This is a genomic window from Streptomyces sp. NPDC001100 (genome assembly GCF_053598575.1).
The window spans coordinates 39,198-55,372 of sequence record NZ_JBSFKO010000009.1 but is presented as its reverse complement, the minus strand read 5'-3'; the positions used below and the strand labels follow the sequence as shown (position 1 = coordinate 55,372).

Below are 16,175 nucleotides of genomic sequence, written 5' to 3'. Positions count from 1 at the left end.
CGGTGCTGTCGGCCCCCAACTCGGCTCGTGTCGAGGGCAGTTCGACCCGCCCCGGCTCGCACTGGGTGAACACCTGGACTGCGATGCCCCAGCTCACCGAGCCCGGGAACCTGCCGCCCGCACCCTTCACCGGGACCAGATCGGTCCTGGTCGACACCACCGTGCGACAGACCCTCCGCGTCACCACGGGAGGCCGGACCCTGCGTCTGCGCTTCTCCAACGCCTACGGCGACACCCCGCTGCCGCTCACCGCGGTGACGGTGGCGCTCCCGCTCGACGGCAGGGCGGGTGCGAGCGCGATCGTGCCCGGCAGCGGCAGACCGGTCACCTTCGCCGGGCGAGCGTCGGCGACCGTCCCGGTCGGTGCCCAACTGGTCTCGGATCCCGTGGACCTGGACCTGCCCGCCGCATCCGTCCTGACCGTGACGGCCTACCTGGCGACGGGCCAGCCCTCACTCGCGCTCACCTCGCACCCGGGCTCGCGCACGACGTCGTACCTCCAGCTCGGAGACCACGCCCAGGACGAGGACCTGCCCGGTGCGACCCCGGTCGACCACTGGTATCTGCTGAGCGACGTCGAGGTGCTCGCCCCGCGCACCACCACGGCCGTGGCGATCCTGGGCGACTCGCTCACCGACGGCCGCGGCTCCACGACCAACGCCAACGACCGCTGGCCCGACCAGCTCTACGACCGCCTCCGGGCCCACCCAGCGACGGCCGCCGTGGCGATCCTGAACCAGGCGGCGGGCGGAAACCGGGTCCTCAACGACGGCCTCGGCCCCAACGTCCTCGCCCGTCTGGACCGGGACGTCCTCTCCCGCAGTGGAGTCACCCGCCTCGTCGTCTTCGAGGGCGTCAACGACATCGGCACCGCCGACCCGACCCCGGCCGCCCAACACCAGGTGACCGAGGACCTGTTGGCGGCCTACGACCAGATCGTCGTCCGCGCCCACGCCCAGGGCATCCGCGTCTACGGCGCGACCCTGCTCCCCTTCGGCGGCAACACCTACGACGACCCGGCGGGTGAACGCGAGCTCTCCCGCCGGGCGGTCAACACCTGGATCCGGACGGGCGGACACTTCGACGCGGTGCTCGACTTCGACCGTGCCGTACGCGATCCGGCCGATCCGCGCCGCCTGTTGGAGTCCCTTCAGGTGGGCGACTGGCTGCATCTCAATCCTGCGGGGTACGGCGTGCTGGCCGCGACGGTCCCCGTCGGCCTGCTGCGTTAGACGACCGGCTCCTTCGCGGCGGCGGGGGACGCGGCCGAACTGCCCTTCACCGAAAGGTGGTTGAAGACCAGGTTCAGCACGATCGCCGTCAGACAGCCCGCGCTGATACCGCTGTTCATCACCGTCTGGAACCAGTCCGGGAACTGCGCGTACACCGTCGGCACACCGACCGGCAGCATGCCCACGGCCACCGAGACGGCGACGACGGTGAGGTTGTGGTTGTCCTTGAAGTCGACCTGGGCCAGGGTGCGGATGCCGCTCGCGGCGACCGTGCCGAACATGACCAGACCCGCGCCGCCGAGCACCGGTGCCGGTATCGCCGCGACGACCGCGCCCAGTTTGGGCAGCAGACCGAGGACGACGAGGATGCCGCCGGCGACGGCGACGACCCAGCGGCTGCGCACCCGGGTCATGCCGACGAGGCCGACGTTCTGGGCGTACGCCGTGTAGGGGAAGGTGTTGAAGATCCCGCCGAGGACGGTGGAGAGACCGTCGGCGCGCAGACCGTCCGCGAGGGAGCGCGGCTCGATCCTGCGGTCGGTCATCTCGCCCACCGCGATCAGGTCACCGGTCGTCTCGGTCATCGTCACCAGCGCCACCACCAGCATCGACACGATCGCCGAGGCGTGGAAGGTGGGCGTGCCGAAGTGGAACGGGGTGCTGATGCCGACCCAGTCGGCGTCCCCGACCCCGCTGAAGTCCGTGAACCCGAACACCACCGCGGCCACCAGCCCCACGGCCATGCCGATCAGCACCGCGATCCGGCTCAGGAACGCGGGCGCGAACCGCTGCACACCCAGCACGACCACGAGGACGAAGGCCGCGAGCGCCAGGTTCTTCGGCTCACCGAAGTCCTTCGAACCCTGGCCGCCCGCCGCCCAGTTGCCCGCCGCCGGCAGCAGCGACAGACCGATGATGAGGATCACGGTGCCGGTCACGAGCGGCGGGAAGAAGCGCAGCAGCTTGCCGAAGACGGGTGCCAGGAGCGCGATGGCGAGCCCGGCGACGATCACGGAACCGTAGATCGCGGGCAGTCCGCCGCCCGTCGTACCGATCAGCACCATCGGCGACACGGCCGCGAACGTACAGCCCTGCATGATCGGCAGCCGTACCCCGAACCGCCAGAAGCCGATGCACTGGATGAGCGTCGCGATACCGCACACCAGCAGGTCGGCGGTGATCAGATACGCCAGATCCGCGGCCGACAGCTTCATCGCCCCGCCGACGATCAGCGGAACCGCGACCGCACCCGCGTACATCGCGAGCACGTGCTGCAGCCCGAAGGCGGCCAACTGCCGTACGGGTGGGACTTCGTCGACGGGATGCACGGGTGTGGTCGTTGCCATGGGCACTCCTGAGCGGCGGAGGGGGCGGGGGACGGGGAGGGGGAGAAACATGTGGACAGCACGAGACCGTAAGCGCCTTGAACAGTTTGTTGATTTCTGAGGTGTTGCCGCCGTGTGTCATGCCCATCCGTTATGCGCGCGACGCACGCACCGCTTCCCGAAGGGCCTCCCAGCCAGGCAGTTTCACCACACCGCCCCGCCCGAGCGAGGCCCCCAGCTCCGCCTCGGCCCGCTCGATGGCCTCCCACCCGGCCCACTCGACCGGCTCGATCCCCTCGGCGCGCAGCACGGTGAGCGGGTCCTCGGACGTTTCAAGCCGTACGAGTGTGGAGGCGTCCTCCAGCAGGGACGTCACCGTCTCCTTGGCGTCCGGGCGGTTGGTGCCGATGACGCCCGTGGGACCCCGCTTGATCCAGCCGGCCACGTACTCACCCGGTGCGGCCGTCCCCTCGTGCAGGACGCGGCCCGCCCGGTGCGGCACGACACCGAGCTCGGCGTCGAACGGCAGCCCGTCCAGCGGCACCCCGCGATAGCCCACCGAACGCAGCACCAACTGCGCCTCGATGTCCACCGGTTGACCTGTGCCCCGCACGCCGCCGTGCCCGTCCGGCGCGGTCCGCTCGAAGCGCACCGCGCCCACCCGCCCCGCGTCCGCGAGGAGTTCGACGGGGCGGAGGAAGAAGCGGAGATGGATACGGCGGGCGGCTCCCGAGGGAGGCAGGGCCGCCCAGGTGCGCAGCGTCTCCACGTTGCGGCGTTGCGCGGCGGGCAGGGCTGAGGGGTCCAGGGAGTCCGGGTCGAGCGCCAACTCGGCCGGATGCACCGTCACTTCGGTGTCCGGCAGACCGCCCAGCTCGCGCAGCTCCTTGGTGGTGAAGCGGGCCTGCGAGGGACCGCGCCGGCCCACCATGTGGATGTCCGTCACCCCGCTCGCGGCCAGTGCGGTGAGCGCCGCCTGCGGGATGTCGGTGCGGCTCAGCTCGACAGCACCGCGCGCCAGCATCCGCGCGACGTCCACCGCGACATTGCCCACGCCGATGACGACGGCCGAGCGCGCGCCGAGCACGAAACCGTCGCCGGTGGAGTCCGGGTGGGCGCTGTACCAGGACACGAACTCGGTGGCCGACCAGCTGCCCGGCAGCTCCTCGCCCGGAATCCCCAGGTGACGGTCGGTCGCCGCGCCCACGCAGTACACGACCGCGTCGTACAGCTCCCGCAGCCGCGCGACCGGCAGTCCGCCGGGTCCCACCGGCACCCCGCCGAGGAACCGCACCCGCTCGTGCTCCAGCACCGTCCGCAGGTTGTTCTGCAGCGACTTGATCTTCTCGTGGTCCGGCGCCACGCCGTAGCGCACCAGGCCGTACGGGCACGGGAGCCGGTCCAGGACGTCGACCAGCACCCCGGGCTCCCGCTGTACCAGGCTCTGGGCGGTGTAGACCCCGCTCGGCCCGGAACCGACGACGGCGACACGCAGCACGGCGGAACTCCTCACCCGTCGGACACACAGGAGATCGGCGAATCGTCAGACCGCTGGCAACTCCAGGGTCCCACCACCGGGGCTCCGCTGACAGGGTGCCGTGCGGACCCGTACACGACGGGGGCGCGCGTGTCCGTTCGTATGGAATGTGATCATGCGGTTACGTTGCGTATGTGCTAGAAGCATCCTTTGTTAATCTTTCCGATCGCTGCCCGGAGGACGGTGCGGTGTCCGTGTGGCCCGCGTGGGAAGTGCAGGAGCGCGACGGTGCCACCTCGTGGTTCCACGTCCGGCTCGCCTTCACCGACGGCGCCCGGGTCGACGCCCTCGCCGTGGTCTCCGGCCAGGGCGTCTCCGTCGAGGACGTGCGCGCCCAACCGGCCCTGTCCCTCGACGACTTGACGGTACTGGCCGACTGGATCGAGGGACCGCTCTTCGAGGCCTGCGGCCTGGAGCCGGGGCCCGTGTACGAAGGGGAGGAGGGAGTTGAACCCGATGGAGCGCGCCGGGCCCGGCCGCCGTGGCCGCGCGGCATCGAGGGGCGGTGGCTGGTCGCCCAGGAATACCGCGCCGCCCAGGAGGAGGGGGTCGATCCCGTCCTGGCGGTGATGTGCGCGACGGGACACAGCCGGCGCCGCTCTCTCCGGCTCATCTCGCAGGCGCGCGACGCGGGATACCTGACGCCTCGTCATGCGAGGCGCTGAGCGGGATGGTTGGTGCGGTCTAGGTGGCGGAGGGCTCGGTGGGGTGGTCGTCGGCCGGCTGGTCGTCCGTCGCGAAGAAACGTGAGAGGTCCGTGTCGGCCGCCGCGCGCGGTGTGCCGTCGTCGGGCGGAATCCCCAACTCCCAGTCGAGTCCGTACCGTTGGAACAACTCGGTACGCAGCACCGGTATCGGCATCGGTACCCCGGGCACGAGCGCAGCATAGACCGCGCCCATGAGGAGAGCCCGCAGCATCGGGTAGTCGGACGGGGTGCTCCCCGATCCGTACCGCGCGATCGTCTCCCCGAGCAGCTCGGCCAGGCGCCGCTGCTCCGGGCACTGCACGAAGCCCTCGCCCTGGAGCAGCCCCGCCATGTGCTGGCGCATCAGCACGGGCCGGTCGTGCGCGAGGCCCAGAATCGCGTCGATCGCCCGCGCCATGCGCTCCGGTCCGTCCGTGGTGCACGGCTCGCGCTCCAGCGCCTCCTCCAGCGTGCGGTGCATCAACCGGTGCACGGCGGACTGCACCAACTGGCGTTTTCCGGGGAAGTAGTACGACACCAGCCCACGCGCCGAGCCGGCCCGGTCCGCGATGTCGCCCAAGGTCGTGGCCTCGAAGCCGCGCTCGCTGACCAGTTCGACCGCCGCCTGCAGGAGCCGCTCCCGGGAACGCCGTCGCAACTCTTCATTGACCGAGGCGCTTCGCGGGGACATGCTGTAACTCCTGCGTTGACTGGCTATCAGCCAACTATACTCAGGACGTACGGGTCCCCGTCACGAGGGCCCGTCGAATGCTGCCGTCCGTCTGGGGCGACGCGGGGGATCGTCTCAGGCGGGCGGCTCCTTTTCACCCCAATGGTTACCTTGGGCGACCTTTGGTCCGGCGTCCGGCGCCGCCTTCTCGCACATCTGTCGCACGGCACGTGATCCGTCCCTAGAGTGGGCACCGGTGACGAGCCGAGGAGGCGCACGGGTATGGACCAGGACCAGCAGATTTTCGCGCGGATCAACGAGATGGTCGACGACGAGCGCAAGCTCCGGGAGGCCCTCGCCTCCGGCACGATCGACAGCACCACGGAGCACCAGCGCCTCGGCCGGCTGGAACGCGAACTCGACCAGTGCTGGGACCTGTTGAGGCAGCGCCGCGCCAAGGTGGAGTTCGGCGAGAACCCGGACGAGGCACGGGTGCGTCCCGAGTCCGAGGTGGAGGGGTATCAGGGGTGACTTCGGGGGCGGGGGTGGCTCCTGGGCTTGTGGAGCCGCCCCCGGCTCAGCCCTGACCGACCATGTCGAGCACGGGGCGCAGGGCGTCCGGTCGTTCGGTCACCGGGCGGTGGTCCACGAAGTGCACCCCGCAGCCCAGGGCCGCCGCCCCACTGTCCGAGTGCCGCTCGTCGCCGACCATCAGCACGTCCTTCGGGTCGGCCCCGAGCGCCTCGCAGGCGACCGCGAACAGCCGCGGGTCCGGCTTCTGGATGCCGTGTTCGTACGACAGCGCGTACGTGTCCACGTAGATGTCGAGGCCGTGCTCCCGGAACACCGGCCGCAGATCCCAGCCGATGTTGCTCACCACCCCCACCGGGATGCCACGCTCGCGCAGGGTCCGCAGTACGAATTCCGTGTCCGGGTACGGAGTCCAGGCGGCCGGCGTCATGTGCCGGTCGTACAGCGCGTCGTGCAACGCCGGGTCGGGGAGCGGGACTTGGCGGGAGACGCCGGTGAACGCGGCCCGGTGCTGTTCCGCACTCCGGTCCCGGACCGCCCACATCTCGTCGAACTCCGCCGGCAGCCGCTCCGGTCGCGCGCCACCCGGCTGCGCCCCGGCCGACTCCAGCGCCCGCGCCGCCTCGGCCAACTCCGGTTCGGGCAGCGCGACCCCGGTCTCCCGCAGTACGGCACGCAGCCAGGACTCGGTGGACTCGATACGGAAGAGGGTTCCGGAGAAGTCGAAGAGGACGGCATTCATGCGGTGATCTTACTCAGCCACTCACTCACCCCCACCGCCGTTCGTACACCCCGACAGCCACCGCCACCACGAACGCACCGAGCACCCAGCCGCCCAACACGTCCGACGGCCAGTGCACGCCGAGCCACACACGGGTCAGCCCCACGCCCACCACGGAGATCACGGCCAGAGCCATGGCCGTACGCCACACAGCACGTCTGGCGTCGTAACGGTGGAGCAGCCACAGCAGGAGGCCGCAGACCACCGTGGCCGTCATGGCGTGGCCCGAGGGGAAGGCCGCGTAGTGGGCGGAGTCGACGGGGTCGGGCCACACCGGGCGGGGGCGGTCGACCAGGGCCTTCAGGGTCTGCTGCAGCACTGTGCCGAGCGCACATGTGGCCGCCAGCCAGAGTGCCGTCCACCACGCGGAACGCCGCCACACCAGCCACACCATGGTCGCCGCGCATACGAGGCGCAGGGTGAGCGGGTCCCAGACCCAGTCCGTCAGGATGCGGCACATCTGCGTCACTCCGCGGTCCTCGACCGCCCAACGGTGCGTCCTTTCGGCGATCCGGACGTCGAGGTCGATCAGCGGACCCCACTCGACGGCGACCAGGGTGAGGAGCAGCGCGGAACACAGGGCCAGAGTCGGGGCCAGGACGACGCTGGTGTGCCGCTGAGCGGGGTGGGACGGACGGTGCATGGAACGATCCTCACCGATCTGTGCCGTTCCATGCCGGTCCACGTCGACCTCAGCCGAGCGCCCGCAGCCCCGGTACGAACGCCACCAGCACCGGAATCACGGGCACCAGCGCCGCCGTGGCGGTCAGCCCCAGACGGCGTGTCGTCGTGAGCCGGTCCTGGGGTGTGAGCAACCGGTGCACGCGCTGCGGGACATGGGCATGCGGGGTCGGACACGGCCCGAACACCCCACGGTCCTCGTTGAGTTCGACGAGTGCGAGCGCGGTGGTGAGGCGGCCGAAGCGGCGGGACGCCATGTCGTCGGCGGAGAGTTCGACCAGGCGGTGCATCTCGTCGCGGAACGCCGCGAACACCGGAACCTGCGGGAACCCGGTCGCGAGCGCGGCCGAACAGTGCAGCAGCCAGTCGTGCCGAGCCTGTGCGTGTCCCTGTTCGTGGGCGAGCAGGGAGTCCAACTGCCGCCCCTTGAGCCGGCGCAACGCGGCTGTGGTGATGACCAGTTGAGGTGCGGGACCGGACATCCACCACGCGTCCGGCCGCTCGCCCTCCAGCACGACCAGGGGCTCGGCGCCCGGCTCCTCGCCGGGCAACAGCGGTGCGCGCACGAGGAGTTCGGCCCTTCGTCGCCGACGCCGCGACCGGGCCCGCAGGACCTCACGGACCAGCATGGCCACCGTCCATGCGCCGCCGCACGCGAGGGCCACCGCGGTCGCCGCCGCCCAAGGCCCGGTCGTCACAAGGGGATAGGCGTCCAGAACGGCGTGCGGGGCGTTGGCGAAGACGTGGCCGCGCACCGCCTGCCAAGCGGCGGCGGCACTGAGCGTCATCGACAGGGCGCAGCACAGGAGGACGGCCGCCACGACGCACTGCCACACCCACAGCGCGAGCACCGGCTCATGGTCCGGCCAGTCGGCCCGGGCGAGCAGCCGTGGGGCGACGACGGCGGCCAGGGCGCCGAGCAGCAACAGTGCCGCGGGGACCATCATGGGAGCACCCTATGAGCGCCGCGGTGATCAGGGGTACGGCTTGTTACGGCAAAGTGACGCAGACCACGATTTCGTACAGTGCGCGGATCTCCGGCGCACTGGGCCCTCGGGTCCCCGGGCCCTCAGAGCGTCAACAGCATCGCGACCATGGCGATCCCCATCGACAGCCGGCACGCCCGGGCCAACTCCGGTCGGTCGCCCCACCCGACGCCCCGGGCAACGTCTCCGCCTCCGCCGACGGCCGCGCCGGTGACGGGCACCAGCCGTATGCCCGACAGCAGCACGTATCCCACGAAGTAGAGGAGCAGCACGCCTGTCACGAGCGGGACTCCGGAGCCTTCGTGCTCATGGTGGTGCGCGGGGGAGGTGCCCATCACGAGCGCCATGTAGACCATGGCGGCGGTGCCCAGCAGATGGTGCACATGATGCGGGCTTCTGCGCGCGGTCCACAGGGCGCGCAGCGCCGCCGCGCCGAAGACCGCCGCGTACCCGGGCCAGGCCCACGACGGCGGTGTGAACACCGCGGCGGGCACGGCCATCGCGGCCGTCCCGAAGCCCATCAGGGCCTCGCCGCCCGCGGCCCGCCGCTGTTCCTCGACGGGGCTGCGCATCCGCAGCAGGCAGTAGGCCCCGGTCGCCGCACACAGCGCGACCAGCAGCCAGCCGGGCGAAGCCGGTCCGTGCACGCGCATCCCCCCGTTCCGCCCTGACTCTCACTCTTCGTAGACGGTCGGTCACAGGTTGCCCGTGCCGCACGGGGCGCAATCGAGCGCAACGGTGTACATGGGGAGCACTCGGCGGAGTGCGGCAGGTCGGAGGCGTGTTCGCGCAACTAATTCACAAGTAAAACACCTGCTAAACTTGTTTTCCATGAGCAGTGCGACCCCCGCCCCACGGGCACCCCGAGTCCGACGCCTTCCGCTCGCCGGTGTGCTGCGCCTCGGCCGGCCCTCCGACATCTGGTTCAAGCCCGCGCTCAGCGTGGTCGCCTCGGTCGCCCCGCCCAACCTGACCCTGCTCGCCCTGGGCCGCCTCGACCTGGCGATGTACACGATGGCCGGCTCCCTGTGCGCGCTCTACGCCCACAACAAGCCCTACGCCGCCCGGGCCCGCGCCCTGTGCCTGGTGGTGCTCGGGATGATCGGCGGTCTCGCCGTCGCACTGGTCACCGCGGCCCTCACGACGAACGCCGTTGTGCTGGTCACGGTCGGCGCCGCCCTGGCCGCCGTACAGAAGGGACTGTGCGACGCGACCCGGATCGGCCCGCCCGGCAACGTCGTCCTCACCTTCATCAGCTCCGCCTCGCTCTTCGCACCGCAGACGCTCGCCCAGATCCCCGGCCACCTCGCGCTCGCCGCCGCGGCGGGCGTCTGGGCGTGGCTCGTGGGCATGGCACCCGGCCTGGTCCGGCCCCACGGCCCGGAGCGCCGCGCCACGGCCCAGGCGCTGGACGCCGCCGCCGTGTACGCGGCCACCCACGGCACCGGCGACCGCCACGGCACCGGCGACGGCCACGCACGCGCGCGTGCCGCCACGGCGGCGGCCGTCCAGGCGGCCTGGCAGTCCCTGCTCGCCACGGGTGCCCGCACCGAGCCCCGCCGCGCTCTCGAACGCCTCGTCGTCCGCGCCGAGGTCGCCCTCGCCGCGCCCGCGGACGCCGACCCGGAGTCGCTGCGCACCTGGGCCCGCGAACTGCGCGGCAGGGGACCGGTCCCGCGGACCGACGCCCCGGTGGACGCCGTAGCCGAACTGCTCGGAGTGGACGCCGAACTCGGCGCCCCTGCGCGCCCGTTGTGGACCAGGCTCGGCCCGCTCGCGCCCGTCGTGCTGCGTACGGCGACCGGCTGCGCCCTCGCCGGCTACGTCTCGCTGGCCCTCGGTGTCGGCCGCCCCTACTGGGCCCTGGTCACCGCCGCCTCCCTCTACCAGGCCAACCTCGCCCTCACCTGGAGCCGGGGAGTGCAGCGGATCGTCGGGAACCTCGTGGGCGTGCTCGTCTTCGCCGGGGTGGCGCCGCTCGCGCACGCGCATCCGGCGGCACTGGTGCTGTGCTGCCTCGCGTTCAACTTCGGCGCCGAGGCGCTGATCGGCCGCAACTACTGGCTCGGAAGCGTCTGTGTGACTCCGATGGCACTGCTCATCACCGAGTTCGCCCGGACCCAGCAGCCCGGGGAGCTGATCACCGAGCGGGTCGTGGACACCCTTGTCGGCGCTCTGGTCGGCCTCGTGGCCGCGGCCGTCGTCACCAACCGCCGTGCGACCGACCGAATCGAGGAGGCGCTCACCACGGTCGAAGGAGCGCGCGAGCAGGCCGCGCGCCTCCTGACCGAGTCCGCTCCCGCTCCCGGAGCCCTGGATTCCGCGCATCGCGCGCTCGCCGCCGCGCTGGTCGAACTGCGGGCCACCGTCGACGCCGCGTCCGGCGAGTGGTGGCAGCGCGCACTGCCCCAGGAGCGGGTCGTGCTCGCCGAACAGTCCGGACACCGTACGCTCGCCGCGACGGTACGACGCCGGGGACCGCACCCCCGGTCGACCGCGGATCGGCGCACGGGCAGGAAGACGGAGGGCGTACGGGGATGACGTCAAGGAACGGACGGCCGGCGGACGGAAACGGCGCGACCCGCTCAGCCGCTCCGGGCGCGGCCCACCACGACACGGTCGCCGCCGTCGTCGGGCAGTGGCAGGCCGTGCACCCCGGTCTCGACACCGGGCCGATGGAGATCATCGGCCGCATCAACCGGTGTGCCGCCCTGCTCCAGCAGGCCGAGGACGCGCCGCTGCGCCGGGCCGGGCTCAGCCGCCCCGAGTTCGACCTGCTCGGCGCGCTCCGCCGCACCGGGCACGAGCTGACGCCGAGCGAGCTGACCCGGGAGACCTTCTCCTCGGGGGCCGCCGTCACCAAGCGCCTCAAGCAGCTGACCGAACGCGGACTGGTCGAGCGGCGCGGCGACACCCGCGACCGCCGTGTCGCGCACGTCCGTCTGACGGACACCGGCCGCGAACTCGTCGACGCGATCCTGCCCGAGCAGCTCGCCTACGAGACCACCGTGCTCGCCGGTCTCGACACCCCCGGCCAGGGCGAACTCGCCACACTGCTCGGAGAGTTGCTGGTCCAGCTGGAAGGCCGGCTGGGCGTCCTGCGCGTCTGAAGCCGCCGCAGGTGGGTGGCGGCGGACCGTTGACGTGAGGCGCGTGATCTCCCTACGTTCGACCAGGTCGGTTCGGGACGCCGACTGTCGTACGACATGTCGAACAAGGGATTGATGCCGTGGCAGCCGAAGCCTCCGCCGCCCCCACCTCCGGGAAGCTCACCGTCGACCTCGGCACCGACACGGGCCCCTTCCACGGAGGCGCGAGCGGCACGCTCTACGGCCTCTACGGCGACGGCGTCCCCAGCCGCAACGTCGTCGAGGGCATGTACGTCCGCACGGTCGCCACCAAGGCCCAGGACGGCACCCAGCACCCGGGCGCCGACGCCCTGGAGATGCTGCGCCCCTTCGTCGAGGCGGGCGGCAAGGACGTCTACGTCTACCTGACCGACATCTATCGCGGTTTCCCCTACGAATGGCCCGGCGCCACCGGCCCCGAGCGCCTCGCCGACTTCACAGCACGCGTCCGCAGGCACGTCGAACAGGTCCTGGCGCTCGGCGAGTACCGCTCCCATGTCGTGTACGTCCCGTTCAACGAGCCCGAGGGCAACATGTTCGGCACGGGGGAGTGGAGCTACGACGGGACATCCTGGCGCACCGACCCGCGCGCCTACTTCGCCGCCTGGCGGGACATCCACCGCCTGATCAAGGACCTCGACCCCGACGCCCGCATCGCCGGCCCCAACACGTGCGAACTGTACGACGAGGTCAAGGGCTTCCTGGAGTTCGCGGCGGCCGAGGGCGTCCTGCCCGACATCGTCACCTGGCACGAGCTGTCCTCGCCGGACGAGATCCGCACGAACGTCGCCAAGTACCGTGCCATGGAGAGGGAGTTGGGCATCGGACCGCTCCCCGTCAACATCAACGAGTACGCCCACAACTACCACTTGTCCGTCCCGGGGCAGATGATCCAGTGGATCGCCGCGATCGAGGAGTCCAAGGTCGACGCCGACATGGCGTACTGGAACATCGACGGCAACCTCAACGACTCGGCGGTCGAGGCCAACAAGGGCAACGGACAGTGGTGGCTGTTCAACGCCTACGGCCAGTTCACGGGCCACACCGTCCAGGTCGCCGCGCCTCACCCGAACGTGCAGTACACGCTCCAGGGCGTCGCCGCGCTCGACCGGGACAAGCGGCAGGCGCGGGTCCTGTGCGGCGGCGCGGGCGGTTCGGCGGACGTCGTGTTCGAGCACGTCGACCCCGATGTCTTCGGTACGACCGTCCATGCGCGGCTCCTGGAGATCCCCTGGACGGGGCAGGTCGGCGCCTCCGCGCAGCCGTTGCGGCTCGCCGACAGTGAACTCCACGTCGTGGAGGGGAAAGTGACGCTCCGTCTGACGGACATGGAGGAGATGTCCGCGTACCAGGTGATCCTCTCCCCGGGCGGCGAAGGGGCCGTGGCGCTGCCGCCCTCGGTGGGTTGGCGGCGGACGTACCAGGCCGAGGACGCGACCTACCTCGGTGGCGGGCGTTCCCTGAACGGGCCCGAGGGGTCCCCGTCCGACGTCGACAAGTTCGCCACGTCGACCGGCCACCACGTGGGCGGACTCCGCACCGGCTCCGACGGCGTGCTCGCCTTCTCCGTCGAGGTCCCGCAGGACGGGACGTACGACGTGAGCGTCTTCGCCAACTCCTACAACCTGGCCGACGCGGTGCGGGAGCAGGGACCCACCAACGTCTTCCTCCGCGTCGACGGCCGCCGGCCGCGAGAACTCAGGCTGCCGCTCGGCTACAAGTGGGCGGTGTGGGGGCACACCGACACGCACGTCGAACTGACCGCCGGCGCCCACACCCTCACGCTCGCCGCCAAGGACCCCGACCTCGGTGTGACGCGGGGCGACGCGGTCGTGGACAAGCTCGACCTCGTCCTCCGCGACGACGAGGTGACCGGGTCCGCGGTGTACGACGCCGAGTTCGCCGCCCTGGGGGGCGGATCCCGCGTCGACTACACGATCCGAGGAGCCTCCGGCCCCGGTGTCGCCGTACTGCCGCGGGGTGGCACCGCCACCTTCTGGGTGCACGCTGCGGGCGACGGGGAGGCGACGGTGACCGTCGACCGGATCGGTTCCGGGGAGGGTGAGTTGACGATCAACGGTGAGAACGTGGGGATTGTTGAACGATCCCCTGTGCCCCTCTTCCTCATGTCGGGCATCAACAAGGTCACCATCACCGCCACTTCCGACGACCTCGTCCTGGACCGCCTCCGCACAGACCCGTCACGCGGCCTCCTCCCCACCTCGACGCACCCGGCCGAGGAGGGCACCACGACCGGCGGCGCGCGGGTCACAGGCGCCCACACGTTCGCCACGGGCGGCAAGGCGGTCGACGGCATCGGCGGCGGACCCGGGAATGCCCTCACCCTCACCGTGACGGCGGAGCGGGCCGGCCGACACGCGCTCACGATCCGCTACTCCAACGGCGAGCAGTCGCCCGCCACCCACTACAACCCGGACCCGGTGTGCCGCCACGCGGACATCGCGGTCAACGGGGCCGCCCCGCAGCGCGTCCTGTTCCCCACGACCTTCCACTTCAACAACTTCCACGACCTGACCGTCCCCGTCACCCTCGGCGAGGGCGCCAACACCCTCACCTTCACGGCCGACGAACTCCCCGACCACGACGGCCGGTCCAGGAACCAGTACGGCCAACGCTCCGCGTACGCCCCGGTGATCGACCAGGTGACGGTGACACCGCTGGCCTGACGGCGAGCGGCGGGCAGGGGACAGCGGCCGGCGGCAGGGCGCCCGGGTGAACGGGCTCAGCCCTCCCCGCTCGCCGCGTGCACCCCGAAGACCGCCCCCTGCGGATCCCGCAGCACCGCGATCCGCCGTACGTCGCCGACGGACCGGGGCTCCATGAGGACCGCGCCGCCCGCCGAGCTCGTGGCGGCGGCGGTCGCGTGGACGTCGGTCACCGCGAAGTACGGCAGCCAGTGCGCGGTCACCTGGGGCGGGAACTTGTCGTCCATCTTCATCATGCCGCCGAAGTCGGCGCCGTCGACGCACCACTGCGGGTAGTGCGCCGAGGGCCGGACGGTCCAGCCGAACACGCTCGTGTAGAAGGCCTCGGCCCGCTCGGGAGCCCGCGTCAGCAGCTCCACCCAGCCCAGCGCGCCGGGCGAGTTGAACAGCCCGGCGCCGGGGAAGGTCCGGGCCTGCCACATCTGGAACACGGCACCGCCCGGGTCCAGCGCGACCGCGAAGCGCCCGATGTCGAACACGTCGGCCGGCTCCATCAGCAGCGTCCCGCCCGCCGTACGCACCCGCTCCGCGGTGCTGTCGGCGTCCGTCACCGCGAACGACACGTTCCACGCCACCGGCTGCGACTCCTGGAACAGGGGCGCCAGGCCGGCGACCGCCGCGTCCCCGACGTGCGCGACCGTGTAGCCGCCCGCCTCCTGCCGGGGATCGGTCTCCGGACGCCAGCCGAACACGTCCGCGTAGAACCGCTTGGACGCGTCGAGGTCACTGGTCCCGAGTTCGACCCAACAGGGCCCGCCGGTCACCGGCCTGTCGAGCTTCATGGCGTTCCTTCCGCAGCAAGTACCCCTCCCAGCACGCTAAGCCCGGGCCACGACCCCGGCCAACCGACAACCGACACGGACGGGCCGCTGCCCGTCGTAGGCCTAGATCCCCGGCCGGTACCGCAGCGGATGATCCGCCGGCACCTCCACCAGCACGATCCGTGTCCCGTCCGGATCCGCCACCCACATCTCCACCAGCCCCCAGGGCTCCTTCACCGGCGGCCGTACGATCTCGACCCCCTTCGCCCGCAACTCCTCGTACGCGGCTCCCGCGTCCGCGACCTGCAGCCACAGCCGCACGGCGGGCGAGGGCCGGGTCTCGGAGCGCCCGGAAACCTCCAGGAACCCGCCGCCGAGGAAGTAGACGGTCCCGCGCTCCGCCCCCGTGCCGAACTCCCGGTAGACGGGCAGCCCCAACTGCTCGCCGTAGAAGGCGCGGGAACGGTCGGGATCGGTCGGGCGCAGCAGGATACGGCTGCTCAGTACGTGCACCATGCGGCCGGAGCCTAGCCTTCGGGCCGCGTTACTCTCGTCACTGCCGAGCCGCGCCCCTGATCGGAGTTGTGCACCATGGACACCGCCGCCACCGGACTCACCTTCCGCGACGCCACCGACGCCGACGTGGACGCCCTCGTCGTGCTGATCGAGTCGGCCTACCGGGGTGACGACAGCCGGGCCGGGTGGACCACCGAGGCGGACATCCTCGAAGGGCAGCGGACCGATCCCGAGGGTGTGCTCGCGGTCATCAAGTCGCCCGACAGCCGACTGCTCGTCGTCGAACGCGACGGCCGGGTCGTCGCCTGCTGCCAGCTCGAACACCGCGGCGACCACGCCTACTTCGGGATGTTCGCGGTCAGCCCGCAGCTCCAGGGCGGCGGTCTCGGCAAGGTCATCATCGCGGAGGCGGAGCGCGCTGCGGGGGAGAGCTGGGGAGTGGGGGAGATGCACATGACCGTGATCTCCGTACGAGACGACCTCATCGCCTGGTACGAGCGCCGCGGCTATCGCCGTACGGGCCGGATGACCCCGTTCCCGTACGGCGACGAGCGGTTCGGCATTCCGCAGCGCGACGACCTGCAGTTCGAGCTGCTGGTCAAGGAACTCGCGTAG

General features: G+C 71.4%; 16 protein-coding genes. 7 read left to right on the top strand and 9 right to left on the bottom strand.

Going from position 1 to position 16,175, the window contains the following annotated elements; translation table 11 throughout:
- Nucleotides 1-2: 2 nt before the first annotated feature.
- Entirely contained in the window at nt 3-1,232 is a 1,230-nt protein-coding gene (locus ACWDEW_RS15200; RefSeq protein ID WP_450513368.1) for an SGNH/GDSL hydrolase family protein, read from the top strand.
- Here the strand turns inward: ACWDEW_RS15200 and ACWDEW_RS15195 are convergent.
- Together ACWDEW_RS15195 and ACWDEW_RS15190 are read right to left on the bottom strand one after the other, a co-directional pair.
- Nucleotides 1,229-2,578, bottom strand: coding sequence for a nucleobase:cation symporter-2 family protein (locus tag ACWDEW_RS15195; protein WP_450513021.1), 1,350 nt, complete (start codon nt 2,576-2,578; stop codon nt 1,229-1,231). The two genes, ACWDEW_RS15200 and ACWDEW_RS15195, sit on opposite strands and share 4 nt — an antisense overlap.
- 130 nt (nt 2,579-2,708) lie before the next feature.
- Nucleotides 2,709-4,055, bottom strand: a complete 1,347-nt coding sequence (locus tag ACWDEW_RS15190) for an FAD-dependent oxidoreductase (protein ID WP_450513019.1) — start codon at nt 4,053-4,055, stop codon at nt 2,709-2,711.
- Between the two features lie 227 nt (nt 4,056-4,282).
- Here ACWDEW_RS15190 and ACWDEW_RS15185 point away from each other — a divergent pair, with 227 nt between their 5' ends.
- Nucleotides 4,283-4,759 carry a DUF6214 family protein gene (locus ACWDEW_RS15185; protein ID WP_450513017.1) on the top strand — a complete coding sequence of 159 codons (477 nt, stop codon included), beginning with the start codon at nt 4,283-4,285 and terminating at the stop codon, nt 4,757-4,759.
- A 19-nt stretch (nt 4,760-4,778) separates the two neighbouring features.
- Here the strand turns inward: ACWDEW_RS15185 and ACWDEW_RS15180 are convergent, their stop codons facing one another.
- A complete protein-coding gene (locus ACWDEW_RS15180; protein ID WP_450513015.1) occupies nt 4,779-5,471 on the bottom strand; it encodes a TetR/AcrR family transcriptional regulator in 693 nt (230 codons plus the stop codon).
- Nucleotides 5,472-5,732: 261 nt separating this feature from the next.
- Here ACWDEW_RS15180 and ACWDEW_RS15175 point away from each other — a divergent pair, with 261 nt between their 5' ends.
- The gene (locus tag ACWDEW_RS15175) at nt 5,733-5,981 is read left to right on the top strand and encodes a DUF2630 family protein (RefSeq protein WP_362976627.1); all 249 of its coding nucleotides are present in this window, start codon (nt 5,733-5,735) and stop codon (nt 5,979-5,981) included.
- Between the two features lie 46 nt (nt 5,982-6,027).
- Here ACWDEW_RS15175 and ACWDEW_RS15170 read toward each other — a convergent pair whose 3' ends face one another.
- The 4 genes from ACWDEW_RS15170 to ACWDEW_RS15155 all read right to left on the bottom strand — a co-directional run bounded on the left by ACWDEW_RS15170 (nt 6,028) and on the right by ACWDEW_RS15155 (nt 9,076).
- The gene (locus ACWDEW_RS15170) at nt 6,028-6,723 is read right to left on the bottom strand and encodes an HAD family hydrolase (RefSeq protein ID WP_450513013.1); all 696 of its coding nucleotides are present in this window, start codon (nt 6,721-6,723) and stop codon (nt 6,028-6,030) included.
- Between the two features lie 25 nt (nt 6,724-6,748).
- The gene (locus ACWDEW_RS15165; protein ID WP_450513011.1) at nt 6,749-7,405 is read right to left on the bottom strand and encodes a phosphatase PAP2 family protein; all 657 of its coding nucleotides are present in this window, start codon (nt 7,403-7,405) and stop codon (nt 6,749-6,751) included.
- Nucleotides 7,406-7,454: 49 nt separating this feature from the next.
- Nucleotides 7,455-8,390: a M56 family metallopeptidase gene (locus tag ACWDEW_RS15160; RefSeq protein ID WP_450513009.1), complete on the bottom strand. Its 936-nt coding sequence runs from the start codon at nt 8,388-8,390 to the stop codon at nt 7,455-7,457.
- Between the two features lie 122 nt (nt 8,391-8,512).
- Nucleotides 8,513-9,076, bottom strand: coding sequence for a DUF5134 domain-containing protein (locus ACWDEW_RS15155; protein WP_450513007.1), 564 nt, complete (start codon nt 9,074-9,076; stop codon nt 8,513-8,515).
- A 184-nt stretch (nt 9,077-9,260) separates the two neighbouring features.
- On the opposite strand from ACWDEW_RS15155, the gene ACWDEW_RS15150 reads away from it, so the two are divergent.
- The 3 genes from ACWDEW_RS15150 to ACWDEW_RS15140 all read left to right on the top strand — a co-directional run bounded on the left by ACWDEW_RS15150 (nt 9,261) and on the right by ACWDEW_RS15140 (nt 14,244).
- Nucleotides 9,261-10,970, top strand: coding sequence for an FUSC family protein (locus ACWDEW_RS15150; protein WP_450513005.1), 1,710 nt, complete (start codon nt 9,261-9,263; stop codon nt 10,968-10,970).
- Complete coding sequence (locus ACWDEW_RS15145) at nt 10,967-11,539, top strand: MarR family winged helix-turn-helix transcriptional regulator (RefSeq protein WP_450513003.1); 573 nt, start codon at nt 10,967-10,969, stop codon at nt 11,537-11,539. The genes ACWDEW_RS15150 and ACWDEW_RS15145 overlap by 4 nt, the downstream gene beginning before the upstream one ends.
- A 119-nt stretch (nt 11,540-11,658) precedes the next feature.
- The gene (locus ACWDEW_RS15140) at nt 11,659-14,244 is read left to right on the top strand and encodes a cellulosome protein (protein WP_450513002.1); all 2,586 of its coding nucleotides are present in this window, start codon (nt 11,659-11,661) and stop codon (nt 14,242-14,244) included.
- A gap of 56 nt (nt 14,245-14,300) precedes the next feature.
- Here ACWDEW_RS15140 and ACWDEW_RS15135 read toward each other — a convergent pair whose 3' ends face one another.
- The gene (locus ACWDEW_RS15135; protein ID WP_450513000.1) at nt 14,301-15,065 is read right to left on the bottom strand and encodes a VOC family protein; all 765 of its coding nucleotides are present in this window, start codon (nt 15,063-15,065) and stop codon (nt 14,301-14,303) included.
- A 102-nt stretch (nt 15,066-15,167) separates the two neighbouring features.
- The gene (locus tag ACWDEW_RS15130; protein WP_450512998.1) at nt 15,168-15,560 is read right to left on the bottom strand and encodes a VOC family protein; all 393 of its coding nucleotides are present in this window, start codon (nt 15,558-15,560) and stop codon (nt 15,168-15,170) included.
- A 75-nt stretch (nt 15,561-15,635) separates the two neighbouring features.
- On the opposite strand from ACWDEW_RS15130, the gene ACWDEW_RS15125 reads away from it, so the two are divergent.
- Nucleotides 15,636-16,175 (top strand): GNAT family N-acetyltransferase, encoded by a 540-nt coding sequence (locus tag ACWDEW_RS15125; RefSeq protein WP_450512996.1) that lies wholly within the window; start codon nt 15,636-15,638, stop codon nt 16,173-16,175.

Coding starts and splice junctions, on each gene's coding strand:
- ACWDEW_RS15160 (WP_450513009.1), bottom strand. CDS start 8,390: ATGATGGTCCCCGCGGCACTGTTGCTGCTCGGCGCCCTGGCCGCCGTC.
- ACWDEW_RS15130 (WP_450512998.1), bottom strand. CDS start 15,560: ATGGTGCACGTACTGAGCAGCCGTATCCTGCTGCGCCCGACCGATCCC.
- ACWDEW_RS15170 (WP_450513013.1), bottom strand. CDS start 6,723: ATGAATGCCGTCCTCTTCGACTTCTCCGGAACCCTCTTCCGTATCGAG.
- ACWDEW_RS15195 (WP_450513021.1), bottom strand. CDS start 2,578: ATGGCAACGACCACACCCGTGCATCCCGTCGACGAAGTCCCACCCGTA.
- ACWDEW_RS15165 (WP_450513011.1), bottom strand. CDS start 7,405: ATGCACCGTCCGTCCCACCCCGCTCAGCGGCACACCAGCGTCGTCCTG.
- ACWDEW_RS15145 (WP_450513003.1), top strand. CDS start 10,967: ATGACGTCAAGGAACGGACGGCCGGCGGACGGAAACGGCGCGACCCGC.
- ACWDEW_RS15135 (WP_450513000.1), bottom strand. CDS start 15,065: ATGAAGCTCGACAGGCCGGTGACCGGCGGGCCCTGTTGGGTCGAACTC.
- ACWDEW_RS15175 (WP_362976627.1), top strand. CDS start 5,733: ATGGACCAGGACCAGCAGATTTTCGCGCGGATCAACGAGATGGTCGAC.
- ACWDEW_RS15125 (WP_450512996.1), top strand. CDS start 15,636: ATGGACACCGCCGCCACCGGACTCACCTTCCGCGACGCCACCGACGCC.
- ACWDEW_RS15180 (WP_450513015.1), bottom strand. CDS start 5,471: ATGTCCCCGCGAAGCGCCTCGGTCAATGAAGAGTTGCGACGGCGTTCC.
- ACWDEW_RS15150 (WP_450513005.1), top strand. CDS start 9,261: ATGAGCAGTGCGACCCCCGCCCCACGGGCACCCCGAGTCCGACGCCTT.